The organism is Epibacterium sp. ABZ3_068, assembly GCF_056159265.1.
Window position 1 is genome coordinate 1,028,942 of sequence record NZ_JBSWUV010000001.1, and the last position, 24,634, is coordinate 1,053,575.

Below are 24,634 nucleotides of genomic sequence, written 5' to 3' on the forward strand. Positions count from 1 at the left end.
CTCCTCCTGATGGTCTTCGGGTCACGGGTCATTGGAGCCACCCATTTGGACAACCCCGGCTTCGCGCATCTACTGCGCGCTCAAGCGAAAGCCCTCGGCCTCGATCTCCATGAACACCCGGCCCACATGGGCAACCGAGGCGTAAAAGAGCGAGGTTTTGGCACCTTCGAGATCGGTAAAGAAATGCCCGGCCCATGGCCCGACATGCTTGTTAAAGAACTGTTTCTGGTCGCTCAGCGGCGCGGGATCACCAAAACGGCCCACGATCAGAGCCCCCATCATCTCCATCAAAGAGGCAATGTTGTCTTCGGGCTCATAGACATTCTGTGCGCGGGTCACACCGCGGGCAGCCATATCCTGCCGCAGCGCTGCAAGCGGTTTTTCATTCAGGAAGCCAGTCAGATAATAGCTGGCATAGGGCAACAGCTCACCCCGTCCCAAGCCAATGAACAACTTGTTAAACTCACGCTCAACACCGGCTGGCTTGGTCTGTTTTGCCACTTTTGCAAGCGAGGTCACCGCCTGCCCCAGCGGGCTGTCATCGCCAGTCAAAACTGCGGTCTGTTCCAGCAGCGTTTGATCCGGCGGCCCTGCAAGCAAGAGACCCAGAAAATTGTAAAGGTCCGCGCGCAGGCGGTCCTCCTCGGCAACGGTCAGGTTTTCAGCCACGGCTGTCATATCCTTCTCCATCCTCACGTCTGCGCAGTTTCTTCAAACCGAAACCGCATCCGGCCCATGGGCGCGGGCGGCAAATCGTCATCATCTTCAATCGCGGCATCATCCAAGGCCGCTGTGGCGGTTTCTGCCGAGACTGTAACACCTTCGGAAATCTCGACAGGTACTGGTTCGGAACTCAGCAATTCATCGGCGCAGGCCTCATCTTCGGGTGGCTGAAGCTCAGCCGCTTCTTTCTCTGCCGCCTGGCGTGCCAGTTCTTCCACATGGGCGGTCATGCCCTTGCCAACCTGATAGGCCGTTTCCATCCCCTCAACGACCAAAGCCGCATCGGTGAAATCCTCGCCGTAATCAATCAAACCATCCACATTGGCTAATATCGGATTCACCCGCCACAACCGGCGCATGGCACGGGTGCGAATACGTGACGGCACCGCCTTGCCCCAGAACACTTTGAAGTCATCGCCTTCATTCAGCATGTCCGGGTCCGGCAATTCCAGTTTTTCTAATATTTCCGCGTCACTGAGCGCTTCCAGCTCAGCCTGCTGTTCAATTGCGTCCTGATCAGCAGCGGACTGAAGCTCGGCTTTGGCTTCGGCCTCTACAGCGGCTTTGCGGCGGGCCCAGAAATCGCTCATTGCAGGCGCTCCTTACGGATCTGGCCCGGCGCACGGTATACATCCGCAACCTGTTTGATACGCACATCGCCGATCCCGTCCTCGTCCTCACCAATGGTGCGCTTGTCGCGACGGCGCTTCTTGAACTCTTCCTGCTGAAAGTGGGCATCGGTGAATTGCTGGACCCAGGCGATCAAACCATCGGGCATCGCAATCTTCTCGACCAGTTCCTCACCGCTGTCAGCGTAGTCCTGAGCTTCATAGGGAGAAGCCGTGACCAAGGTGACTTCCAAAGGAGGATCCTGGGTCGGGTCCTCACGCAGCACAACATAGACCGACGGAGGCACTGCGGTCAGGCCCAGCTTGTAGGCTTCCGCCTCTGCACGGTGCAGCTCCAACGGGACGGTTGCTGCGTGATATTCCCGCGCATCGCCTTCTTCCCGCAGCAGTTGCCAGGATGCAGGGCCTGCGCCAGGCAGCACCGCAACAGCTTGCCACGACCACTTGGCCCAGCGTGTCACGCCCGGCACACGCCGGATGACAACCCCCAAGGGCATCACATCCATTTTTTCAAAGTCACGCGCCACGCTGCGGCTCTCTCCCAAAGTCTGTTCCAATCTTGCCTTGGGGAGGCACCACGCCTGAACTGCGTTTTTTACGTTCGCCTGTTTTTTCGACATTTCCGGACAAATTGGGCAACCCGGAATACTGTTGCATGCAAGGCCGGACGAAAAGTCCATCTTGAGCATTTTAATCAGGTTCAGCGACTCTCTCGATTTTTGCGAATCGCTGCACGGAAACAACGTGTTTGTCGCCCTGAACGCGCCCTTGAAAACGGTTTACGCCAGCCCAGAATCAGGTGTAGCAAGCTGAGTACCCAAGGTAATTTTTGCGGCAAAACAGGCCCAAACTCCAGCGAGGAAACAATGACCAAGCCATTGATTTTATGCAATTGTTCAGGATCAAATGCCCTTGATGCGGATCGCCTATCTCAGGCCACAGGTCGGACCTGCTCCAAACTGCACTCAGCACTTTGCACCACCGAGGTTGAGGCCGCCGCAACAGCAATGTCGCAAGGGAACGTCACAATTTGCTGCACCCAAGAGGCACGTTTTTTCGCTGAGCTTGCGGTCGAAATCAACGCCCCGGAACCGGAGTATCTAGACCTGCGGGATCGCGCCGGTTGGACCGGAGATTCTGCCGATGTGATACCCAAAATGTCCGCACTGGTCGCCGAAAGTGCCCTGACTGTCCCCGCGGCAAAGACCCTGGACGTCCATTCACAGGGGCTCTGTTTGATCATCGGCCCAGAGAAAAACGCTCTACCTGCAGCGGAACGGCTAAAAGATTTGCTGGGTGTAACTGTGCTGTTGACGGATCAGGCAGACCCTCCGATGCATCGCGGGTTTGACGTGATCCGCGGCAATCTGTGCCATGCGAAGGGGGCGCTGGGACAATTCGCAGTCAAGATAGATGCGCTGGAACAGCTTGATGTTACCGGCCGCGCCTGGGCTTGGACAGCACCACGTGACGGGGGGCAGTCTGATTGCGATATAATCCTGGACCTGACCGGCGGCACACCTCTGTTTCCAGCTGCTGAAAAACGCGAAGGCTATTTACGCACCGATCCCAAAGACCCGCAGGCCGTCGCTGACGCGCTGCTAACGGCCAGCCAGCTGGTCGGCATTTTCGAAAAGCCACTGTACATCCGGGCCGAACCGCTTCTTTGCGCCCATTCACGTGCCAGCCAAACCGGCTGCAACCGCTGCCTGGATGTCTGCCCAACAGGCGCAATTACGTCCGAAGGCGACCATGTGAGTATCGACCCGATGGTCTGCGCAGGCTGCGGCTCCTGCGCTGCACTCTGCCCGTCGGGGGCACTGACCTATGACGCGCCCCCCACCGACAGCCTGTTTGTTCGGGTACAGACTTTGGCCAAATCCTACCTCGCGGCGGGGGGCACGGCTCCGCGCCTCTTGGTGGTAAACAGCTTTGGAACCGAGATGATCCAGATGGCAGCGCGTTTCGGCCGCGGCATGCCAGCCGACGTGATCCCGATGGAGATTGAGGCGCTGAACAGCTTTGGCCACGCTGAAATTCTGGCCGCACTTGCAGCCGGGTTTGCAAGTGTTGACATGCTATCTTCTCCCAACGTCGAACGTGACGTGCAGGAAAAGGAGCTGGCGCTTGCAACCGCAATTGCTGGAACAGGCAAGGCCCGTATTCTGGACATATCCGACCCGGATGCGCTGTCGGATACTCTTTTTGCAGATGCAGCCCCTGCCCCGCTTGAAACACCGATCCGCCCAATCGGCACCCGCCGCCAGATCACCCGACAAGCGGCCAGGGCGCTGGCTCCAAACACGGAACACCTCGCCCTGCCACAAGGCGCGCCCTATGGCACGGTAATGGTCGACACGGATGCCTGCTCTTTGTGTCTCTCATGCGTATCGCTCTGCCCCTCAGGTGCACTGGGCGACAATGAGGATAAACCACAGCTGCGTTTTCAAGAGGATGCCTGCCTCCAATGTGGCATCTGCGCCAGCGCCTGCCCGGAGCAGGCGATCACCCTGGAACCCCGTCTGAACCTGACCGATGCGGCTCTTTCCCAAAATGTCGTGCATGAAGAAGAACCCTTTGAATGTGTCGAATGCGGCACGCCTTTTGGGGTGAAATCCACGATCGATAAAATCTCTGAAAAACTGGCCGGGAAACACGCAATGTTTGCCAATCCTCAGGCCGCGCGGATGATCCAAATGTGTGACAACTGCCGTGTTGCCGCACAGTACCATCAGGAAAACGCCCCGCTGGCGGGTGCCCCCCGCCCCAAAGTGCGCACAACCGATGACTACTTCAGCAAACGGCGTGATCACTGACATTTTCAAATTTGCCCCGTTGGCGCGTTACCTTGCGTGGTGCGCCAGGGCATTCAATGCTAAACCCTTACAAACCGAGCCTTAGGGCTAGATTTTCCGCCACTACCAAGGAGCAGCCCCGCGTGTCCCTCACCCGTGAAACCGTTCTCGAGACGCTCAAAACCATTACAGACCCGGCCTCCGGTCAGGACATCGTCGCCGCAGGAATTATGCGCGCGCTGACTATCGAAGGCGACGCTGTGCGCTTTGTCTTTGAAATCGACCCGGCGCGCGCCGATGTTTATGAACCCCTGCGGGCCGAAGCGGAGGCCCGAGTGAAAGCGCTGGCCGGAGTGGCCAAAGTGTCTGCCATGATGACCGCGCACAGCCAGAAAGCACCGCCAGACCTGAAACCTGCGCGCCCTGCGGAACCAAAGGGCCCTCAGAAAATCCCCGGCGTGCAAAAGATCATCGCTGTGGCCTCGGGTAAGGGCGGCGTCGGAAAATCCACCGTATCTGCCAATATCGCCTGTGCGCTGGCCCAAGCGGGCAAAAGCGTCGGCCTGCTGGATGCCGATGTCTATGGTCCCTCGCAGCCCCGGATGCTGGGGGTTTCTGGACGCCCGGCAAGCCCCGATGGCAAAACCATCCTGCCGCTGCGCAACCACGGCGTCACCATGATGTCCATCGGTCTGATGACCAACGAGGATCAGGCCGTTGTCTGGCGCGGTCCGATGCTGATGGGTGCACTGCAACAGATGATGATGCAGGTGCAATGGGGAGCCTTGGACGTGCTGATCGTGGACCTACCACCCGGGACCGGTGATGTGCAGATGACACTCAGCCAAAAGGCCCATGTGGACGGGGCCATCGTCGTCTCTACCCCGCAGGACGTAGCGCTGATTGATGCGCGCAAAGGCATTGATATGTTCAACAAATTGAACGTACCAATTCTGGGAATGATCGAAAACATGTCGACGCATATCTGTTCGAATTGCGGCCATGAAGAACACGTCTTTGGCCATGGCGGCGTCGCAGCCGAAGCCAAGAAAATCGGCGTGCCGCTGCTGGCCGAAGTCCCGCTGCATCTGGACGTGCGTCTGGCGGCAGATGGTGGTGCGCCGATTGTGGTCTCAAAACCCGACAGCGCTCAGGCGAAAGTGTTCCAACAGATCGCCGCTGACCTGATCGAGAAAGCAGAGGTATGACCACGGCACCGACCTTCCCCCCTTTGATGTCCGGGCATGCGTTGACGGGCCAGGACGACCCGTTTGAGGTCGCGCGGCAAAAGGCCGTTTTGGGCTGCGATGCGGGTCTGGTGGTCTATAATCTGGGGGCAGACACAATGGCCGCGGCTTTGGTGCTGGCGCCAGAGGTGCCTCTGTCCAAGGCAATGGCGATGCTGCCTGCCTGTGGTGTTGGATTTCAAAACGCCCTTGGCGCGCTGGCCCCACCCGAGGTCGCCGTTCATCTGGAATGGAACGGCATTATTCGCATCAACGGCGCGCGCTGCGGGCGTTTGCGCACTGCGGCAAGCCACAAGAGCGCCGACCAGCAGCCGGATTGGCTGGTTGTCGGTTTTGAACTGCGCCTTTGGCCCTCGAGTGAGGACGCGGGGCTGACCCCAGAAGACACCGCGCTTTATGCCGAAGGCTGCGCTGATGTGAAGGCACCCGAATTGCTGGAAGCCTGGACCCGTCACACACTCCATTGGATCTCTCGTTGGGACGCGGAAGGCGGTACCAAGTCACTTCATGGCGAATGGCGAGGGCTGGTCCATAATATGGGTGAAAACCTCACCCATGGGGACAAGACCGGGCAATTCCTCGGCGTGGACGAAGATTTCGGCATGCTGTTACGCGACGGTGAGACGACACATCTCATACCCCTGACAACCCTCTTGGAGGAGTGAACCATGCTGTTGGCCCGTGCCATCCATTTTGATGAAAGCGACATGAATGTCTTCGCCAACCCCGCGCGTACAGGGGAATGGTGTATTGCTGGCGGGTTTGAGTTTTCCAACTGGTCCCAGGGCGATTTAGTTGGCAAACAACGTCAGGCCTTTGCCAATGGCTGGATGGGGCTGGAGACCGGCGGGCGAGTCACCTTTGTTGCGGTGACACAGATCGAAGACCAGGAACTGTCCCAGCTCACGGAGCTTCTGGCACAGCATTTCATCACCTACTACGGGGCACCGGATCGGGATGCGGCGCGCCCCGTCGCGACCGAAGAACTCTCCCACATGGCGGAGCTCTGTGCCGATCACGCCCCCAACACATTGCTAACGGTTGCTCGCGAACTGACAGATGCGGGTGTACGTGAAAGTTACCGCGTGATCGAAGCACAATCCGCAGGTCTGGAACAATTTGCGATCCACGCCACGCCCGAGAACTGAACCAGTTGCGCCTTATAAAAACCTTGTTGATCGTCGAGTGCTAAACCGCTTGCACACACTCAATCGGGAGCAGTTTATGTTCAAACTTTCAGCAACAGCGCTTCTGGCCAGCACCATTGCATCCGGCGCGCTGGCTCAGGGAAACTATTTCGAAAGCGGCAACTGGGCCGTTGTTCGCATGGGCAAGACGTGCCAGATGTTCACCCTGCGCGCAGATCGCCACACCAGTGGCATGCTCTCGTTTCGGTTTGACGAGCAAGGGTACAACGCCGGGTTTTCCTATGAATACTACCCTTGGTCCAATGACGAAGGTGCGCCCTGGGACCAAAGCTCGGATTACGTCGAACTCTATGTCGACGATGCCGCGGTCTGGCTCGGAGATGAAATGTTCCTGGGCACCCATATGGGGCGCGATGGCGCCAGCATGACCTCCGGTTTTGTCGGAGAGATGATTGATGCCCTGTCCAAGGCCAAAAGCAACATCAGCGTCGCCGTGCATATTTCCGCCAAGGGCGAGACCTGGACCTATGGCGGTTTTTCCACAGACGGCTTTGCCGCCGTTGCCCAGCAAGCCGGGGCAATGTGTGAGTTCAACCCAACGGCGTTGCCTGCATCCTGATCCGCGCATCCTGATCTTCAGCGTCACAAACACAAAAGCCCCCGCATACAGCAGGGGCTTTATCCGTTACATAATGGCTAGGCCTACTGTTTGGCGTTAAAGACAAACAGTGTCTCACCGTTGATTTTATAGCTGTTGATCAACCCTTTCGCCTTGTCCGAGACCAGCCAGCCTTCCAGCTGCTCTGCCAGTTCGGATTTCACATGGGGGTGTTTTTCCGGGTTCACAGGAAGATAGGCGTATTGGTTGAACAGCACCGGATCTCCGGAGTAGAGCAGCTCCAGATCGCCCTTGTTGCCAAAGTTCAGCCAGCTGGCGCGGTCAGACATAATATAGGCATCCATGCCCGCCGCTGTATTCAGCGCAGCGCCCATTCCAGCGCCAACAGCGCGATACCAATCCCCAAAACCGTCGGCATTCAGATCCGCCGCGCTCCACAGGCTCAGCTCTTTCTTGTGAGTGCCGCTGTCGTCCCCACGGCTGACAAACGCAGCCTCGGCGCCGGCGATCTTTTGCAGGGCATCCGCCGCGGTTGTTGCGTCGTGCACATGGGCGGCATCCTCCTTGGGACCGATGAACACGAAATCATTATACATGATCTCACGTCGGTGCGTCCCGTAACCTCCAGCAAGGAACTTGTCCTCAGCCTTCTTTGAATGCACCAGAATGGCATCCACGTCACCGGCCTCGCCCAAGCGGATTGCCTGACCGGTTCCCACAACAAGAAGCTGCACATCCAGGCCCAAGTCCGCCTTGATCTCGGGTAGCAGGATCTCTGCCAGACCTGAATTGTGGAACGACGTGGTCACCGCCAGCTTCATCTCTTCAGCCCAGGCAGCTGTCTGCATGGACAGCGCTGCCAGAGCGCCCAAAAGCAGATGTTTCATTCGATAATGTCTCCTCTCAAAAACGCGCGTCCCTCGGGGGTTTTGGGCCCGGCGAAAAAATCGCCCGCCGATTGGTGTTCCTGGATCTGCCCACGGGCGACCAGGATAATCTCAGTTGCAAGCCGTTGCGCCTGACCCAGATTGTGCGTGGACATCACCAGCCGGGTGCCCTCCGCCGCTGCATCCTTCAACATGGCTTCGATCTCACGGGTGGCCCGCCCATCCAAAGACGCACAGGGCTCATCCAGAAACAAAACCTCAGGCTTGCGGATCAATGCGCGGGCCAACGCCAGTTTCTGGCGTTCTCCACCAGACAACACAGCGGCCGAGCGATCCGCCGCAGCTTCCAGCCCGATGCGCTTGACCCAATCCAGCGCCTCAGCCCGGGCCTGCCGCCGCGAAATCCCTGTCAGGCGCAACGGATAGGCCACATTGTCCACCACCGAACGGCGCATCATGACAGATTGCTGAAACACAAAGGCCTGGCGTTTCTGGGCCTCATCCATCGGGCAGTTCCAGGTCACCGATCCGCTGTTCAGGCGCATGATCCCATGCAACATTTTCAAAAGCGAGGTTTTGCCCGCACCGTTGGGACCAATCACAATGGTCACACCGCGTCCTTCAAGCCGCAGATCCACCGGCCCGATCAGGACCTTCTTTTGACGGCGTACCGTCGCACCCTTGGCAACCAGTGGCAGCAATGACATCACCAACGCCCCGTCCGTTCAGTCTGCCCCAACCAGTGGATACAGAGGTTTACGGCAACTGCGAGGCCGATCAGCACAAAGCCCAACCCCAGTGCGAGGGCAAATTCACCCTTGCCGGTTTCCAGGGCAATCGCCGTGGTCAGCACACGGGTGTGATGGTCGATATTGCCACCGACAACCATAATTGCGCCCACTTCGCCAATCGCGCGGCCGAACCCTGCCAAGGCAGCCGTTAACAAAGCCCGGCGCCCATCCCACAGCAATGTCTTGATCCGCTGGGCCTGTGTGGTGTTAAGGGAGATCAACAGATCATGGTAGTCGCTCCACAGCTCTCGCAGGGACTGATGCGCGATCGAAGCAATCAACGGCACAATAATGATCACCTGCGCGATGATCATCGCCGTGGGGGTAAACAGCAACCCCAGCACCCCCAAGGGCCCAGAGCGAGACAGCATGACATAGACAAGCAGCCCGACCACCACCGGAGGCAATCCCATCAATGCGTTCAGAACCGCAATTGTCGCACGGCGCAGGCGAAACCTGCGCACGGCCAGAACGGCGGCCAAGGGCAAGGCAATCAAAGACGCCACAACCAGCGCAGAAAGTGTCACCCGCAGAGATCGCAGCGTAATTTCCACTAGATCCGCATCCAGCGTCACCACCAGCCAGAAGGCCTGGGCGATCCCCTCCCACAATTCCGACATTCCGGCTGTCATCCCTCCCTGGTTCAGCTTGGTCGCTGATCCGTTTCCCTGTTTAGCTGCAAAGCACAGCGTTTATTCTGGCAAAAGCCAAAAAACACAGCTGCGCATCGAAACGGACAAATTGTCTGCCTGAAATTTTACGGTCCCTTGTCTTTTGGGCAATCTGTCCAACAGCCTCACGCCCCGTTCTGCTGGGTCAGCCTCTATTCAAACCACTTTGCCCAACCGTCCAGATAGTAGGCGACCAAAGCATGCGATTGCAGTCGATTAACCTCTGCCGCAACCGGTCCTGTATCAGCGCCAAAGATCTGCGCCGCGTTCCATGTGTCAGCTGTGAGAAACCGCAGCCCCTCTGGCACATCCGACTGCCGCGCCGAAGGTTCCAGCGGAGCGGCCATCACAAACCCCCAATCCCCAAAACTGGGCACATAGGTGTGATAAGGAAAGGTCCATAACCCCTGCCCCGGCGCGATCGGATTGCGCGATGCCGCCACAGTTTCGGCCACCGACCAAAAGGCCTGCCGCGCATAGAACGGCGAACCGGCCTGTGTCACCAGCATCCCGCGCGGGCTGAGGCGCTCCACCAGCAGGCTATAAAACTCGCGGCTGTAGAGTTTTGACAGGGCAAGGTTCTTGGGATCGGGCAGATCGACGATTACAACGTCATATTGCTCGACCTCATGCTCCACAAACTGCCAAGCGTCCTGATTGTGTATTGTGACACGCGGATCCCGCAACGACCCTTCATTCAGAGCGGACAGATCATCGTGCGTGCGAAAGATCCCCGTGACACGCGGATCCAGGTCGACAAGAGTCACTTGCTCCACATCAGCCCAGCGAAGAACCTCCCGCGCGGCCATACCATCTCCGCCCCCCAGGATCAGAACATGCGCGCGACGGCTGGCCCTGGACATGGCCGGATGCACCAGCATCTCGTGATAGCGGTACTCGTCGTAGCTGTCGAACTGGATCGAATGATCCAAGAACAACCGGGTACGGTCGCGAAACCGTGTCACGGTGATTTGCTGATAAGGCGTTGCTTCACTTAGGATAATATCGTCTTCATAAAGCGCAGCCTCTGCCACTGTCACCAGCCGCTCGGACTGCACCAATCCCGCGCCTGTCAGGACAAGCGCAAAGGCCCATACCCCCCATTGGCTGCGGTCTGCAACCTCGCGGAACAGCCACAGCGACAGCCCCGCCACACAAAGGTTCAGGGCCCCAAAGGCAAGGCTTGCGGACATCAGCCCCAGTTGTGGCACGATCAACAATGGAAAAGCGACAGAAGCGGCAAGCGCCCCCACATAATCCACGCTGAGCACGTTCTCGAACCGGAATTCCGGTGCTCCGATCTCTTTCAGAACGCGGGCGATCAGGGGGATTTCCATACCCGACAGAATGCCAACCGCGATCAGCAGACCAAACAGCGGCAGCTCAACAGCGCCGGTCCAAGCGTAGGCATAGAACACCACCGGTGCCAGAAAACCACCAAGGATACCCAACAGGATCTGCGCCCAGATGAACCCTTTCAGCGCCTGACCGACAAATCGCGACAGATAGGCCCCCACGCCCATCGCCGACAGAAACACCCCAATGACAAGAGAGAACTGGCGTACACTGTCGCCCAGAAGATAGCTGGAAAGTGTCGCTGCGATCAGCTCATAGATCAGCCCGGCCACCGCTACCAGGAAGGTGGCGACCAACAACCAGATTTCACGCCTGCGCGCGCCCAATGGCGCATCGCTCATGACAGGATCACGGCCGCGATAATGATCGAGATCGAGACAAACAACAGCCCGATCAGAATCGCCAACGCCATATTCTGGTCTTCTTCAATTTCTTTCAGGATCGGAAAAGGGGTCACCCAGTCGATCACTTTCCACACCAGGAACATCAGCACCATGCCGATGAACGTGTAAAAAAACGTGCTGACGACTTCAGTCAGTTGAATGGCGGTAAAAAGCTCCATAACGTTCCCCGTTATTTGACGTTGCCACTGAACCCGCGACCACCACTGGCGGCCCGGATCGAGTTTGAGATATCCCGGCTTTCGCCGCCAATCCCGTTATATGAAAGATAGCTGGCCCCTGCGACAGTTGCTGTCGCCATCACCAGAAAGAAGATGCGAAAGAGGTTCATAGTTTAATCGTCGTCCTCTTCAAACCAGTCACTGCCACGCCAGCGCAACGCATAATGACGACGCGCGCGCAACCGGGGCCAGGCCGCAAGCACCGTGAAACCGACAGCCGCCAAAGCCAACCACCACCAAACCACCTTGCCGGATTGGGCCTTTACCCAAAGCTTGGACCACGGCCGGGGGGATGGCCCACCCGAAGAGGGCCAATTGCCTTCTCCATCCAGATCAAGCGCCAGAGTATAGTCCCCGTCCAGCGGTGCGCGAAAGGTTGCAGTTGCGCGATTTCGCCCCTCGCTCCAGCTGCCATCACTATCACGCCCGCTATAGCGTTCAACGGCGCGGGTTGTGGCAAAGAGGACCTCGTCCTCGGGATCGCTGACCTCAAGCTCAAGCTCGGACCAAGCGTTAACCCCGTTTCCCTGTATGATGACCTGCACCAGATCACCTGCTTTCACCCCTTCCAATGTGCGCTCCACAGGTAAATCCCCGCGGGAAAGGGCAATTCTATTCAACAGGTTCTGCTTTGGCATCCCCAAGAGAAGCGCCAACAGGACAATACATATCCCGGCGCATATCATGCTGACCTTTTGCTGAAACCCTGCATTGGGCCCCTCATCAAAAGGTTGCAACGGGTGGAACGAATAGGGGTCCAACCCCGGATCAAAGCCAAAGCCTTCTTTAATCTCTGCAACTGTCAGGTATTCAGACTTCTCGACATCACGCTCACCGGCGGTTTGCGAAAAGCTGAGCATCTGTCGGCTGCCCATTGCGCTGACAGTTGTTGTTTTGTCAGACTTACGCGGCTGCCAGGAAAATTCACCCTCGGCATAGCGGATCTCGCTTTGCGAGGTATCGAAATACAGGAACCACTCCCCATCGTGGTGCACCTTGGGACGGGAATTGGCCCGTTCAACCCAATCGGAGGACATCCAACGGATCGGCTTGCGATAGCGACGCGAAAAGGTGCAATGGCCCTGCTCCAAAGATAGCCAGGCATAGCCATGCGTCGGCGAATAAAGCTGATGATCAAGCCAAGTATAGGTTTGCCCCGCCCAGCGCTCGGCCTGCTCCAACAGGCCAATCACGGTATAGTCTACTCCGTGGATCTTGCCTTTGGTTCCAATCGGAAACGGGGTTTTCGGCCTTGGTTTGTCATTAAAACGTTTCAGCGCGCGGTAATTGTCTGTCGCGTCCAGTTCCGTCCCGCAATAGGGGCAGATATGGCTCGTGACACGTCCCCCGCCCAGGACATCCAACCCGGCACCGCAAGAGGTGCAGTTGATCGCTTTGACAGCGTTTAAGGTCATGTCATCACCTCGACCTCAAACGGATCGAACCAGCGCCCCAGATACCAGGACCGTTGGTCTCCATCGATCTCTGCCGACAAGAGCTGACCTTCTGCTCCTTGGAGGTTGTAGTAACGATAGCTGTCGCCGACGCGCAAAGGTTCATCAAAGCTACCGCGCAGGGCAATGCATTCCGCGCCTGCGATCTCTACCACCGAGAACATGTCGCCCTCGTAAGAAAAGCTCTTCCCCAGTTTGAGATAACCATCATATCGTGGCCATTGAGAGGGTGGGATTTCCTCCTGAACAACGATGTCACCTTCGTCCACGGAAATCCAGGCGGGCTCACCCTCAGAACTCAGAGCACAAAATTCGTCCCACGTTCCGCGCCCATAAGAGAACCGGGCGTGTCCAACAATGTAATAGCTGTTTCGGCTTAGGCGGATGTGGTCACCCAAGCCGAATAACAGCGGCACATCATGCATGACACCGCCTTCTCCAGCCAGTTCTGCTGTCTTGTCAGACAGGAACAACGATGTCCCGCAGGAGTCGCAGGTCATCATCTTTACCATCTTAAACGCAGGCGTTACCGCGCTGCCGCAATTGGGGCACTGAAATTCAGACATTTGTATCTTTGATTACTATGGCCCTACACATAGCCAGTGTTGGTGCGAAAACAAAGACCACATTAGACAGGCCGATGAAACACCGTTGCGCATGGAGCGCACGGTGGATAGGCAACGCGTTTCGCAGCGAAACCTGCTTGTATAGGACAGCCCATGCATCCGGTTCACTCTGCCCCGTAGAGCCCTCACATTTACGGGTTACATTTTTCTCCGTTAGCGCTACCAATGCAGCAACGGATCCGAAACTGATTCGCGATAGTTAGGGAAGGAAGTATGACCTGCTTCTCCGATCCTGTGCTATGCTCACTCCCACAAGGGTCGGGCAACCGCAAGATCAGAGCGCGATCAAAATTGGGATTTGAGCAACCACCACGTTGCCATTCGAGAAAGGCGAAAAGCTGAACCATGGTATCACGCGTTATTCCTGTTGATCCTTTTGACCTGGTGCTGTTTGGCGCAACAGGGGATCTGGCCCGCCGTAAGATCCTGCCGAGTTTGTTTCACCGGTTTATCATCGGCCAGTTTGACGAAAACTCCCGCGTGATCGGAGCATCGCGCAGTGCCATGAGCCGTGGCGAATTCTGCGATCTGGTGTCTAATGCTTTGAAGGAATTCGGCCACCCGGAAGACGCAACCACGGCCAATATCGGCGCGTTTCTGGATATATTGGATTATGTGGCCGTTGATGCCAAAAGCGAACGCGGTTGGGATGAACTGGCCAAGCCGCTGCGCGACAACGTCGTGCGTGCCTTTTACCTGTCGGTGGCACCGGGGCTGTTTGCCGATATTGCAGGACGCCTGAAGTCCACCGGCATTGCGACGCAACAAAGCCGCGTTGTGGTTGAAAAGCCCTTTGGTCACGATCTGGCTTCGGCCAAAGCCTTGAATGCCGCGCTCAGCGCTCATTTTGAAGAGCATCAAATTTACCGCATCGACCACTATCTGGGCAAAGAGACAGTTCAGAACCTGATGGCGTTGCGCTTTGCCAACTCGCTGTTCGAACCTCTTTGGAACTCGTCGCAGATCGACCACGTACAGATCACCGTAGCCGAAAGCATCGATGTTGCAGGGCGCGGCGAGTATTACGACAAGTCGGGCGCGATGCGGGATATGGTCCAGAACCACCTGATGCAACTTCTGTGCCTCACCGCGATGGAGCCGCCCGCGCGGTTTACTCCAAATGCGGTGCGTAACGAGAAGCTGAAGGTGATCGAAGCGCTGAACCCGGTGACCCAGTCAGATATTGCGCGGGGCCAATACCGCGAAAGCAAGGGCGGCGACAGTTACCGCGACCATGCGGGAAATGCCAACAGCACCACGGAAAGCTTTATCGCCATGAAGGTTGAGGTGGCGAACTGGCGGTGGGCAGGCACGCCATTTTACCTGCGCACCGGAAAGTGTCTGCGCCAGCGCTCCTCCGAGATTGCGGTGTTCTTTCGCAATCCCCCCCATAATATCTTTGACGGGGACAGCCCGGCAGCCGGGAATGTTCTGGTAATCCGCCTGCAACCGGATGAGGGCATCACCCTTCACACCACAATCAAGGACCCAGGCCCCGGCGGTATGCGCCTGACAACGGCAAAACTGGACATGACCTTTGCCGAAAGCCTGCCTGAAGCAGGTCGCCCGCAGGATGCTTATGAACGGCTGATCATGGATGTGATCCGGGGCAACCAGACCCTGTTTATGCGCGGCGACGAGGTTGAGGCCGCCTGGGCCTGGGCAGATCCGATTATCGAAGGTTTCACGGATGGTGGTAAAGCGCCGCAGCTTTATGACCAAGGTGGATCTGGCCCGGATGACTCCCTGCTTCTGATGCATCGGGATGAACGTCGTTGGCGCGACATCGGCGCATGACTTTGACATCTTCAACCCTTCGGTACCAAAACATCTGAAAAGGCACCATCATGACGTTGAACCAGACCCTACACGCGGTGACCGACCGGATCATCGCCCGCAGCGAAACGACCCGTAGCGCCTATCTGGAACGGATGCGTGCGGCGCAAAAGAAAGGCCCGGCGCGGGCCCATCTCAGTTGTTCAGGTCAGGCGCATGCCTATGCCGCCGCAGGGGAAGACCAGGATCATCTGGCCACGTCTTCAGCCGGGCACCTGGGCATTGTCACTGCGTACAACGACATGCTGTCAGCCCATCAGCCGTTTGAAACCTATCCGCAGCGCATCCGTGAGGCCGTGCGCAAGATCGGCGGCAGCGCACAGGTTGCCGGCGGAGTTCCGGCCATGTGTGACGGGGTAACCCAGGGCGAAGCCGGGATGGAGCTGTCGCTGTTCTCCCGCGATGTAATTGCCATGGCAACCGGCGTGGCAATGTCACACAATGTCTTTGATGCCTCGGTCTATCTTGGTGTCTGTGACAAGATTGTGCCGGGCCTGGTGATTGGCGCACAGTCATTTGGCCATGTGCCTGCTGTCTTCCTGCCTGCAGGACCGATGACGTCCGGGATTTCCAACGACGAAAAAGCCAAGACTCGGCAAGCCTTTGCCAAAGGGGAGATCGGCCGCGACGCGCTGCTGAAATCCGAAATGGGATCCTACCACGGTCCGGGCACCTGCACCTTTTACGGCACGGCCAACACCAACCAGATGCTGATGGAGTTCATGGGGCTGCACCTACCGGGCTCCTCTTTTGTCAATCCAGGCACCGAGCTGCGTGACGCGCTGACAGAAGAAGGGGCGCGGCGGGCGCTGTCCCTTTCGGCTTTGGGCAACAATTACACCCCGGTCTGCGACATTCTCGACGAAAAAGCCTATGTCAACGGCATCGCCGGTCTGATGGCCACTGGAGGGTCGACCAACCTGTTGATCCACCTTGTTGCCATGGCGCGGGCCGGCGGAATTATTCTGGATTGGCAGGACTTTTCGGATCTATCGGACGTTGTGCCGCTTTTGGCGCGCGTTTACCCTAATGGTCTGGCGGATGTGAACCATTTCCACGCGGCAGGCGGCCTTGGTTATATGATCGGCGAACTGCTGAACGCCGGCTTCCTGCACCCTGACACCAAGACCGTGGCAGGCGAAGGGCTGGAGAACTATCTGATGGAGCCCTTCTTGTCAGAGGACGGGCTGACCTGGCGCAAAGGCGCAGGCAAGAGCCTCAATGAAGCGATCCTGCGCCCCGCATCGGCCCCTTTCCAAGAAACCGGCGGCCTGAAACGCCTGACCGGCAAACTGGGTACCGGCGTTATCAAGATCTCGGCCGTGGCCGAAGAGCATCAGGTGGTTGAAGCCCCCGTTCGCGTCTTCCATGACCAGGATGAGGTCAAAGCGGCATTTAAGGCAGGCAAACTGACCGATGATGTAATCGTTGTGGTCCGCTTCCAGGGACCCAAGGCAAATGGCATGCCGGAGCTGCATTCGCTCACTCCGATACTGTCCATTTTGCAAGGTCAGGGCAAAAAGGTTGCGTTGGTTACAGACGGTCGCATGTCCGGCGCGTCTGGCAAAGTTCCCGCAGCCATCCACGTGGTCCCCGAAGCGCTGGACGGCGGCGCAATTGCCAAGCTACAAGATGGCGATATTGTCCGTCTGGATGCACCAAACGGTATTTTGGAAATTTTGACGGATGGCGTTCTTGACCGCGGGGCGGCAACCGCTGATCTGTCGGCAAACGAATACGGCACCGGCCGTGATCTCTTTCAAGCTTTCCGCCGCAGCGTCGCCGCAGCGGACGAAGGTGCAAGTGTATTTGGAGTATAACGAATGCCCATCACCCCCCAACAAGCCAGCAAACAAGCGCGCGATCTTTGTGCCCTTGCGCCGATTATACCGGTTCTTGTTGTACACGATGTTGCCCATGCCCGTCCGCTGGCCCAGGCTTTGGTCAATGGCGGCCTTCCTGCGCTTGAAGTGACCCTGCGGACTCCGGTTGCATTGGATGTTATCCGGGAAATGGCACAGGTCGAAGGGGGTGTCGTTGGAGCAGGCACCCTTGTCACCCCGGCGGATGTTGAAGCCGCAGTGGAAGCTGGTGCGATGTTTGGCGTCTCTCCCGGCTGCACGCCCAAGCTGCTGGACGCCGCAGAGCAATGCGGTCTGCCGATGTTACCCGGTGCCGCCACCGCATCCGAGGCCATGGCCTTGTTGGAGCGTGGCTATGACATGTTAAAGTTCTTCCCCGCAGAAGCCTCCGGTGGCGCACCTGCACTAAAATCGATTGGGGCTCCCCTGCCCCAGATCAGCTTTTGTCCGACCGGAGGTGTCAGCCCCCAAAATGCAAATAGCTATCTGAAACTCCCAAATGTGGTGTGCGCGGGAGGCAGCTGGGTTGCTCCGAAGAACCTGGTGCAGGCCGGGGATTGGGCCGCCATCGAATCTCTGGCAGCAGAAGCCAGCAAGCTGTCGGTGATTTAAACCCGCACTCCCCCAAAAGGCACAAATTGGGTGCATTTTGCATTCCTGCCGGAGGAATTCGGCAGGTTTCTTTGTTTTTTTTCCACAGACATTCGCTGCAATCCCACAACCTAGACGGAAAATTTACGAGTTCAGTGCACCAATTTCAAAAAACTGTATTTGTGAAGCGTTTCGCGATCAGTTGAGCCGACACTAGCATTTGAACGGACGGTGCCCGATGAACGTAAAATTCCTGTCTCGTGATGGATGGCTGATGCGCACCCTCGGCAGCATCGGCGCAAAGATCTTTTTGATCTTGCTCGCCATGGGAACAACATCCGCAATCGGTAGCCTGCTGATTACGTCAGCATTTGATCGGATCACCACCAATGTCGAGGATATGACCGAACAGCGTTTACCAACGTTGGCCCAGACCTCTGATGTTGCGGAGGCCGTGAGCCAGGCACAAAAAGCGCTGATCAGCCTGTTGCTGGCCTCGGATGAAGAGGCGCTTAAAAACGCGTACGCCGGCGAAGCAGAGGCACTGCAGCACATCGAAGCGATCCTACCGCAACTGAAGGATGATGAGGCCAATGACTTCAAATCGCAGCTGACTACAGTCAATAGTGCGCTGAAATCTCTTGTGGAAAATCGCGGTCGGGAGTTTCAGGCCGCTGTTGAGATCAAAGAACAAGTCGACGGCCTCGCGCAGGCGACAATGGCCGCACAAAGCCAGCTGGGCCGGGCTGCGCAGGACACTAAAATCCGGATGCGAAGCGCCAGCCGCGAAATCGTCGAATTTATGGATACCTCCGTCCGGAACATGGTGGAACGTGAATTCGCGGCGGTACAGGATGTGATGGAACTGCGCACGAATCTGGCGCTTTTGGCATTGGACACATTGGAAATTGAAACGGCGCTATCCCCACAGGAACAAGCGAAACGGATCGAGACCGCTCAAGAGATTCTGCAGCAGACTCAAGCAAGCTACCAAAGCGTTCTTGAAAATCCGGTTGTCGAGAGTGAGCTTGAGGAGACCAAAGCCTCAATCGCATTGTGGCAGAAGTTGATTGGGTCTGCGGCCCGATCGAACAGCAGCCTGTTTCATCAAGCAGAAGTGCAACATTTCTCAGCTGATGAAGAACTGGCAGCTCAGATCGACCATATGATGGCCATGCTCCAACTCGCAACCGAACAGGTCGGCGCCACCAATCTGGAGGCTAGCAACGACCTTTTTGGTAAAGAGGTCGCCAAGCTCTTGACACTCCTGAATATCAACAACCGTCTGGGCCTGTTGCGTACCACATCGCTTGAAGTTGTGGTTGCGAATGATCAGGAAGGCGCACACCATATGGGTAAACGCCTGCCCGGTCTGTACAAAGGGCTTCTTAAAGAGATCAAAAAGGCCGAAGTCACCCTGCGAACTGATGCCAAGGAAAAAATCGACGCCCTGGTTGCAGAAGGTGGGCTTCTGGACACAAAACTGAATGCATTGGAAGCACGTGACACGGCGCGCGCCGCCTCTTTGGAGGCCGCCTCCGCCATGACAGATATTGCCGAGACCGCCACGCGTCTAAGCCAAACCAGCCGAGAAGAGATTAGCCAGATCGCATCGGCCGTGTCAGGCGATGTGGCCACCGCATCGGACCGTCTGAACACAATTCTGGTAATCTCGGCTGTGGTCATTGCCTTGGGGCTCTTCTTCACCCATCAATTCATCATGCGCCCGCTGGTACGCTTGAGTGAGACAACAGAACGCCTGGCTGGCGGCGATATGAGCCCGGTCGAAGGGTTCAACCGTTCAGGGACCGAGATATCACGCATTGCCCGCGCGTTGACAGTCTTCCGCGACGGGCTGGTTGAAAAGGAAGAACTGGAACAGCGTGCAACCTCTGAACGCAAAACACGGGAAGCGCAGCAGAAACTGGCCGTCGATTCTCTTGCAACCGGGTTGGAGCGCCTGTCCGAAGGCGACCTGACCGTACGCGTCACTGCCGATCTTGAAGGCGGTTACAAGAAACTACGCGATGACTTCAATGTCGCTGTGGAACGTTTGGAAGATTCGGTGCGCATGGTGTCCAACAGCGGTAGCTCTATTGTTGGAAACAGCTCTGAAATCTCAACTGTCGCGCAAGACCTGTCGCAACGATCCGGCCAAACGGCAGACACTCTGGCCGAAACGACGTCCTCACTCAGCCGTCTTTCGGAGTCGATCACAGGCACGGCAAAAGCCTCCAGCTCAGTCTCGACTTCGGTCCAGGAAGCCCATGCAACTGCTACGTCCAGCATCAAGGTTGTCGATGAAACCATTGAAGCAATGCGCGACCTGCAAAGCAGCTCGGAAAAGATCGCACAGATCATTGGCACGATCGAAGGGATTGCCCAGCAAACCAACCTTTTGGCTCTGAACGCAGGTGTTGAGGCGGCCCGCGCGGGAACCGTTGGAAAGGGCTTTGCCGTGGTGGCCTCCGAAGTGCGTCAGCTGGCCAATAAATCCAAAGCTGCAGCAGACGAAATCACGCTGTTGGTCAAAGAGAGCAGCGAACAGGTAGAGATGGGGTCAGAGCTTGTTCAACGTACTGGTCAGGCGATCAGCCAGATCTCTGAAACCGTTTCAAACGCCGCAGAACGGATGAGCGAGATCGCTTCAGCTGCAGAGGAACAATCTGGTGACCTGCAAACCATCAACCACTCCATGATCGACTTGGACAACACAACCAAGATGAACGACCATCTGTTCCAGGGGATGACCCATTCAAGTGTTGGCCTGTCCGAAGAAGCGCAAGCCATGCAGGCCGCAATTGACCGGTTCCAGGTGGGTGCCACAAACCAGGTCATTCGTGAGGACACCCAGGATGAGGCTTTTCTGAACGCCATGTAAGCTACAAAGCGGTACTTTCAGACGGGAGCTGGAAGTCCGCCCACTTCGGCCAGCAAGGCAGCAATTTCGTCCACCCCTTCGCCATGGCGTTGGCTTGAGAAGACAAAGGGGCGCCCGGCTCGCATTCTTGTGGCGTCCCGCTCCATGACCTCTAGCGATGCGCCGACATAAGGTGCGAGATCGGTTTTGTTGATAATTAGGATGTCCGAGCGGGTAATCGCCGGCCCGCCCTTGCGCGGGATCTCCTCACCGGCGGCTACATCAATCACATAGAGCGTAACATCTGCCAATTCAGGGCTAAAAGTCGCCGACAGATTGTCTCCACCGCTTTCGATCAACACCATATCGAGATCCGGGTGTCTTTTCTGCATCTCGGCCACGGCGGCCAAATTGATCGATGCATCTTCGCGAATGGCAGTATGGGGGCATCCACCGGTTTCCACGCCAATGACCCGGTCCTGCGGCAGGATCTGCATACGCATCAAGGCCTCGGCATCTTCCTGAGTGTAAATGTCATTGGTGATCACCCCAATTGAATGGGTTTTGGAAAAATGCCGCGCCAGATTAGCGGTCAAAGTGGTTTTCCCAGCGCCAACAGGGCCGCCGATACCCACGCGCAACGGGCCGTTCATGCTGCTCATGATCGGAAAATCCTCGAATATTGGGTTTCATGTTTCATAGCCGAAATATCTGCCAAAAAGGCGGCCGAAGCCAACTGTTCAAGATCGCCTGTTACCCCGCATTGCGCCGCAGATTTCAGAATTGGCTTCAATGTTGACAGGATAAGTTGCCCCTGGATTTGTCCTACAGGCAAAAGGCGTTGCGCGGCCGCGATCAGGTTTGATGTAAAAGCCTGCAGGTAGAGCGTCAGAACCATTTCCAATGGCAGCTGTTTACCCCCGACAGCTGCACCAAGCGCAACTGGATATGCCCGGACCCCCAAGGCGATGCCCCAAACTTCTGATAGGGTTCGCACAAAGGCTTCCCCCTGTTGCGTCATTTCAAAAACGCGCTCTTTGGAGGGCTGGAACGCAAGCGCGTGTGCGTCTATCAGGGCCAAGGCCTCTCTGTCTGTGGCCTTGTAGGCCGCAGACAGAAACAAACCATCGCTCCGCCCGGCTCCGAATTCCAGAAGATCCTTCAGCCACTCCGTCAGGCTTTCATCATCGGAAATCCAACCTGCCTCAACAGCCCCCTCCAGCCCGTGGGAATAGGCAAAGGAGCCTACGGGGAAAGCCGGCGACAACCATTGCTGCAACAAAAGTGCGGCATCAATGTTCATGGGCATGTCCATGCGCGCCATCCAGCCCATGGGAATGTCCATGATCATGCGAGTGAGTGCGCCCGTGGCCATAGGCACCGCCTTCAGGAGTGAAGGGCTCCACAACTTCGGCGACTTCGGCCCCCAAAAGTTTCAGCATGTCGCAAATGACATGGTCACGCTGGATCAACAGACGACCGGCTTCTATCTGGCAAGGCGTGTGCCGATTACCTACATGCCAAGCAATTCGGGTCAGGTCTGACGCGCGCACTTCTAAAAGAGGCTCCGGCGCTGCTGCGACTTCCACCTCATCTCCGGTTTGCGTAATCAAGACGCCGCCATGATCAAGAGATGTCGTCTGCTGCAGATCAACCAGCAAACGTACGCCGCGCTCAGTCAGAAGAACCTTGCGACGCAGAAAACGGCCTTCGTAGTCCAAAGTCACCCGGTCCACCGGGGTTTTATGGGCGTGGCCGTGATAGGTTTGGGCAATCATCTGAGGCGCAGTCACTGGTTGCCCCTCTGATGATCATCCGAAATTAGACGTAGAATTTGTCCGCAAAGACGTGTTGCACGATGTCTTCGCGCTTCAGGCCGCGCTGCGCCAGCTCTTCGTCGGACATTTCCATCAGCTTGCGCATGACTTGCACGCGCGCGTTGGATTCGCCCAGATGAACCAGAAATCTGCCCACGGCGGCAAAAGGCTTCAGAACAACAGAAAAGTTGAAACCGGTATGTGTGGTTGCGATAGTTGCCATTGGATATCACCCCTTGTTCAGGAATATCCTCCCCATGAGAGACAACATAACTGACCTTTTCCACCGAAGGTAGGGGCTGCGCGGCATAGCCGCCATGCAGATATTGCAATGCAAAGTACACTTTATTAACCCCTTGTATTAAAAAAGAAAATACCGCTGCGCCATTGGCAATTCGGTGGCGGGCTGACAGGTCAAAAGTTCACCATCGGCGCGTACCTCATAGGTTTCGGGGTGCACCTCAATTTCGGGTGTCGCATTGTTCAACTTCAGATCTGATTTACCGATCTGACGCGTGTGTTTGACAGCGACGGTTTCCTTAGCAAGCCCCAGTTTTTCCGCCAGACCCTCTGCCTGCGCCGCCTCGGACACAAAGGTCACGGCGGAATTTTCAACCGACCGACCATAGGCGCCCCACATCGGCCGGGAATAGACCGGTTGCGGCGTCGGGATAGAGGCGTTTGGGTCCCCCATTTGCGCGCAGACAATGGTGCCGGACATCAGGACCATCTCGGGCTTGACGCCGAAAAAGGCCGGGTTCCACAGGACCAGGTCCGCACGTTTTCCCTCTTCGATAGAGCCGATTTGATGAGAGATCCCATGCGCGATCGCAGGGTTGATGGTGTATTTCGCCACATAACGGCGCACACGAAAATTATCGTTTTCCCCGGTCTCTTCCGGCAAGCGGCCACGCTGTTTCTTCATCTTGTCGGCGGTCTGCCAGGTGCGGATGATCACCTCGCCGACGCGGCCCATGGCCTGGGAGTCCGACGCGATAATCGAAAACGCACCCATGTCGTGCAGGATGTCTTCGGCCGCAATGGTCTCGCGCCGGATCCGGCTTTCGGCAAAGGCCACATCTTCGGGAATCGATTTGTCCAGGTGGTGACAGACCATCAGCATGTCCAGATGCTCTTCCACCGTGTTCACGGTAAAGGGACGGGTCGGGTTGGTGGATGAGGGCAGGACAAATTCCTCTCCGCAGATCTTGATAATGTCCGGTGCGTGGCCGCCCCCTGCCCCTTCGGTGTGAAAGGCGTGGATGGTCCGGCCTTTCATGGCCGCCACAGTGTGTTCCACAAAACCGCTCTCGTTCAAAGTATCGGTGTGGATCATCACCTGCACATCCATGGCGTCCGCTACGCCCAGACAACAGTCAATTGCCGCCGGCGTTGTGCCCCAGTCTTCGTGTAGTTTCAGCGCGCAGGCGCCGCCCTTGATCTGCTCTTCCAACGCCCCCGGCAACGAGGCGTTGCCCTTACCCGCAAAGGCAAGGTTCATCGGGAACGCATCTCCGGCCTGCATCATACGGCCAAGGTGCCAGGCACCGGGAGTACAGGTGGTTGCCAATGTCCCATGGGCCGGCCCGGTGCCTCCGCCCAGCATGGTGGTCAGGCCAGAATGCAGCGCGTCTTCAATTTGTTGCGGGCAGATGTAATGGATATGGCTGTCAAAACCGCCCGCCGTCAGGATCCGCCCCTCGCCTGCAATCGCCTCGGTTCCGGGGCCAACAACAATATCAACGCCCGGCTGCGTGTCCGGATTGCCCGCCTTGCCGATCTTGTGAATACGTCCATCCTTCAGCCCCACATCCGCCTTGAAAATCCCCGTGTAATCAACAATCAGCGCGTTGGTGATAACGGTATCCACGGCGCCCTCGGCACGCGTGGTCTGCGCTTGCCCCATGCCATCGCGGATCACTTTGCCGCCGCCAAACTTGACCTCTTCGCCATACATCGGAGCGTTTCCGCCTGCTTTCAGCGCCGTCAGGTCTTTTTCCACCTCGATCACGAGGTCAGTGTCCGCCAATCGTAGCTTGTCCCCTGTGGTCGGGCCAAACATCGCAGCGTAATCAGAACGGGAGATTTTTGCGGGCATAT

Annotated in this window: 25 protein-coding genes; 9 read left to right on the forward strand and 16 right to left on the reverse strand. The window is 57.2% G+C overall.

The annotated features are described in order from the left end of the window. Positions 1-69 precede the first annotated feature (69 nt). From ACXAEW_RS04800 to ACXAEW_RS04810, 3 genes are read right to left on the reverse strand one after another with little or no spacing between them, the layout of a single operon-like run. On the reverse strand, positions 70-678 hold the full coding sequence (locus tag ACXAEW_RS04800) for a TorD/DmsD family molecular chaperone (protein WP_474940242.1): 609 nt from the start codon (positions 676-678) through the stop codon (positions 70-72). A gap of 14 nt (positions 679-692) precedes the next feature. Then, positions 693-1,313 (reverse strand): DUF3306 domain-containing protein, encoded by a 621-nt coding sequence (locus ACXAEW_RS04805; RefSeq protein WP_474940243.1) that lies wholly within the window; start codon positions 1,311-1,313, stop codon positions 693-695. After that, a complete protein-coding gene (locus ACXAEW_RS04810; RefSeq protein WP_474942993.1) occupies positions 1,310-1,849 on the reverse strand; it encodes a DUF3305 domain-containing protein in 540 nt (179 codons plus the stop codon). The genes ACXAEW_RS04805 and ACXAEW_RS04810 overlap by 4 nt, the downstream gene beginning before the upstream one ends. A 369-nt stretch (positions 1,850-2,218) precedes the next feature. On the opposite strand from ACXAEW_RS04810, the gene ACXAEW_RS04815 reads away from it, so the two are divergent. The 5 genes from ACXAEW_RS04815 (at position 2,219) to ACXAEW_RS04835 (ending at position 7,161) form a co-directional block, all read left to right on the forward strand. Beyond that, a complete protein-coding gene (locus ACXAEW_RS04815; protein ID WP_474940244.1) occupies positions 2,219-4,168 on the forward strand; it encodes a 4Fe-4S binding protein in 1,950 nt (649 codons plus the stop codon). A 122-nt stretch (positions 4,169-4,290) separates the two neighbouring features. Next, positions 4,291-5,355, forward strand: a complete 1,065-nt coding sequence (apbC, locus tag ACXAEW_RS04820) for an iron-sulfur cluster carrier protein ApbC (protein WP_474940245.1) — start codon at positions 4,291-4,293, stop codon at positions 5,353-5,355. Then, complete coding sequence (locus ACXAEW_RS04825; RefSeq protein WP_474940246.1) at positions 5,352-6,059, forward strand: biotin/lipoate--protein ligase family protein; 708 nt, start codon at positions 5,352-5,354, stop codon at positions 6,057-6,059. Before apbC ends, ACXAEW_RS04825 begins: the two co-directional genes overlap by 4 nt. 3 nt (positions 6,060-6,062) lie before the next feature. Then, positions 6,063-6,542, forward strand: a complete 480-nt coding sequence (locus tag ACXAEW_RS04830) for a DUF6505 family protein (protein WP_474940247.1) — start codon at positions 6,063-6,065, stop codon at positions 6,540-6,542. Between the two features lie 76 nt (positions 6,543-6,618). Beyond that, positions 6,619-7,161, forward strand: coding sequence for a hypothetical protein (locus ACXAEW_RS04835; RefSeq protein ID WP_474940248.1), 543 nt, complete (start codon positions 6,619-6,621; stop codon positions 7,159-7,161). A gap of 83 nt (positions 7,162-7,244) precedes the next feature. Here the strand turns inward: ACXAEW_RS04835 and ACXAEW_RS04840 are convergent, their stop codons facing one another. The 8 genes from ACXAEW_RS04840 to ACXAEW_RS04875 form a co-directional block, all read right to left on the reverse strand. Continuing rightward, a complete protein-coding gene (locus ACXAEW_RS04840; protein ID WP_474940249.1) occupies positions 7,245-8,048 on the reverse strand; it encodes an ABC transporter substrate-binding protein in 804 nt (267 codons plus the stop codon). Continuing rightward, positions 8,045-8,755 carry an ATP-binding cassette domain-containing protein gene (locus ACXAEW_RS04845; protein ID WP_474940250.1) on the reverse strand — a complete coding sequence of 237 codons (711 nt, stop codon included), beginning with the start codon at positions 8,753-8,755 and terminating at the stop codon, positions 8,045-8,047. Before ACXAEW_RS04845 ends, ACXAEW_RS04840 begins: the two co-directional genes overlap by 4 nt. After that, a complete protein-coding gene (locus tag ACXAEW_RS04850) occupies positions 8,755-9,459 on the reverse strand; it encodes an ABC transporter permease (RefSeq protein WP_474940251.1) in 705 nt (234 codons plus the stop codon). The genes ACXAEW_RS04845 and ACXAEW_RS04850 overlap by 1 nt, the downstream gene beginning before the upstream one ends. A gap of 203 nt (positions 9,460-9,662) precedes the next feature. Further along, the gene (locus tag ACXAEW_RS04855) at positions 9,663-11,207 is read right to left on the reverse strand and encodes a polyamine aminopropyltransferase (protein ID WP_474940252.1); all 1,545 of its coding nucleotides are present in this window, start codon (positions 11,205-11,207) and stop codon (positions 9,663-9,665) included. Further along, the gene (locus ACXAEW_RS04860; RefSeq protein WP_474940253.1) at positions 11,204-11,428 is read right to left on the reverse strand and encodes a DUF350 domain-containing protein; all 225 of its coding nucleotides are present in this window, start codon (positions 11,426-11,428) and stop codon (positions 11,204-11,206) included. Before ACXAEW_RS04860 ends, ACXAEW_RS04855 begins: the two co-directional genes overlap by 4 nt. 11 nt (positions 11,429-11,439) lie before the next feature. After that, a complete protein-coding gene (locus ACXAEW_RS04865) occupies positions 11,440-11,598 on the reverse strand; it encodes a hypothetical protein (protein WP_474940254.1) in 159 nt (52 codons plus the stop codon). A gap of 3 nt (positions 11,599-11,601) precedes the next feature. After that, the gene (locus ACXAEW_RS04870) at positions 11,602-12,903 is read right to left on the reverse strand and encodes a DUF4178 domain-containing protein (protein WP_474940255.1); all 1,302 of its coding nucleotides are present in this window, start codon (positions 12,901-12,903) and stop codon (positions 11,602-11,604) included. After that, on the reverse strand, positions 12,900-13,445 hold the full coding sequence (locus ACXAEW_RS04875; RefSeq protein WP_474940256.1) for a DUF4178 domain-containing protein: 546 nt from the start codon (positions 13,443-13,445) through the stop codon (positions 12,900-12,902). Before ACXAEW_RS04875 ends, ACXAEW_RS04870 begins: the two co-directional genes overlap by 4 nt. Before the next feature lie 468 nt (positions 13,446-13,913). On the opposite strand from ACXAEW_RS04875, the gene zwf reads away from it, so the two are divergent. The 4 genes from zwf (at position 13,914) to ACXAEW_RS04895 (ending at position 20,738) form a co-directional block, all read left to right on the forward strand. Next, the gene (gene zwf, locus ACXAEW_RS04880; RefSeq protein ID WP_474940257.1) at positions 13,914-15,365 is read left to right on the forward strand and encodes a glucose-6-phosphate dehydrogenase; all 1,452 of its coding nucleotides are present in this window, start codon (positions 13,914-13,916) and stop codon (positions 15,363-15,365) included. A 50-nt stretch (positions 15,366-15,415) separates the two neighbouring features. Then, a complete protein-coding gene (gene edd / locus ACXAEW_RS04885) occupies positions 15,416-17,224 on the forward strand; it encodes a phosphogluconate dehydratase (RefSeq protein ID WP_474940258.1) in 1,809 nt (602 codons plus the stop codon). A gap of 3 nt (positions 17,225-17,227) precedes the next feature. Beyond that, positions 17,228-17,878 (forward strand): bifunctional 4-hydroxy-2-oxoglutarate aldolase/2-dehydro-3-deoxy-phosphogluconate aldolase, encoded by a 651-nt coding sequence (gene eda / locus ACXAEW_RS04890; protein WP_474940259.1) that lies wholly within the window; start codon positions 17,228-17,230, stop codon positions 17,876-17,878. A 217-nt stretch (positions 17,879-18,095) separates the two neighbouring features. Beyond that, on the forward strand, positions 18,096-20,738 hold the full coding sequence (locus ACXAEW_RS04895) for a methyl-accepting chemotaxis protein (protein WP_474940260.1): 2,643 nt from the start codon (positions 18,096-18,098) through the stop codon (positions 20,736-20,738). Between the two features lie 17 nt (positions 20,739-20,755). Here ACXAEW_RS04895 and ureG read toward each other — a convergent pair whose 3' ends face one another. From ureG to ureC, 5 genes are all read right to left on the reverse strand, one after another. After that, positions 20,756-21,379 carry an urease accessory protein UreG gene (gene ureG / locus ACXAEW_RS04900; RefSeq protein ID WP_474940261.1) on the reverse strand — a complete coding sequence of 208 codons (624 nt, stop codon included), beginning with the start codon at positions 21,377-21,379 and terminating at the stop codon, positions 20,756-20,758. Next, entirely contained in the window at positions 21,376-22,020 is a 645-nt protein-coding gene (locus tag ACXAEW_RS04905) for an urease accessory protein UreF (protein ID WP_474940262.1), read from the reverse strand. Before ACXAEW_RS04905 ends, ureG begins: the two co-directional genes overlap by 4 nt. Then, positions 22,010-22,495: an urease accessory protein UreE gene (gene ureE, locus ACXAEW_RS04910; protein WP_474942994.1), complete on the reverse strand. Its 486-nt coding sequence runs from the start codon at positions 22,493-22,495 to the stop codon at positions 22,010-22,012. The genes ACXAEW_RS04905 and ureE overlap by 11 nt, the downstream gene beginning before the upstream one ends. Before the next feature lie 43 nt (positions 22,496-22,538). Further along, positions 22,539-22,757: a DUF1127 domain-containing protein gene (locus ACXAEW_RS04915; RefSeq protein ID WP_474940263.1), complete on the reverse strand. Its 219-nt coding sequence runs from the start codon at positions 22,755-22,757 to the stop codon at positions 22,539-22,541. 138 nt (positions 22,758-22,895) lie between these two features. Continuing rightward, the gene (ureC, locus tag ACXAEW_RS04920; protein WP_474940264.1) at positions 22,896-24,632 is read right to left on the reverse strand and encodes an urease subunit alpha; all 1,737 of its coding nucleotides are present in this window, start codon (positions 24,630-24,632) and stop codon (positions 22,896-22,898) included. Positions 24,633-24,634: the final 2 nt, after the last annotated feature.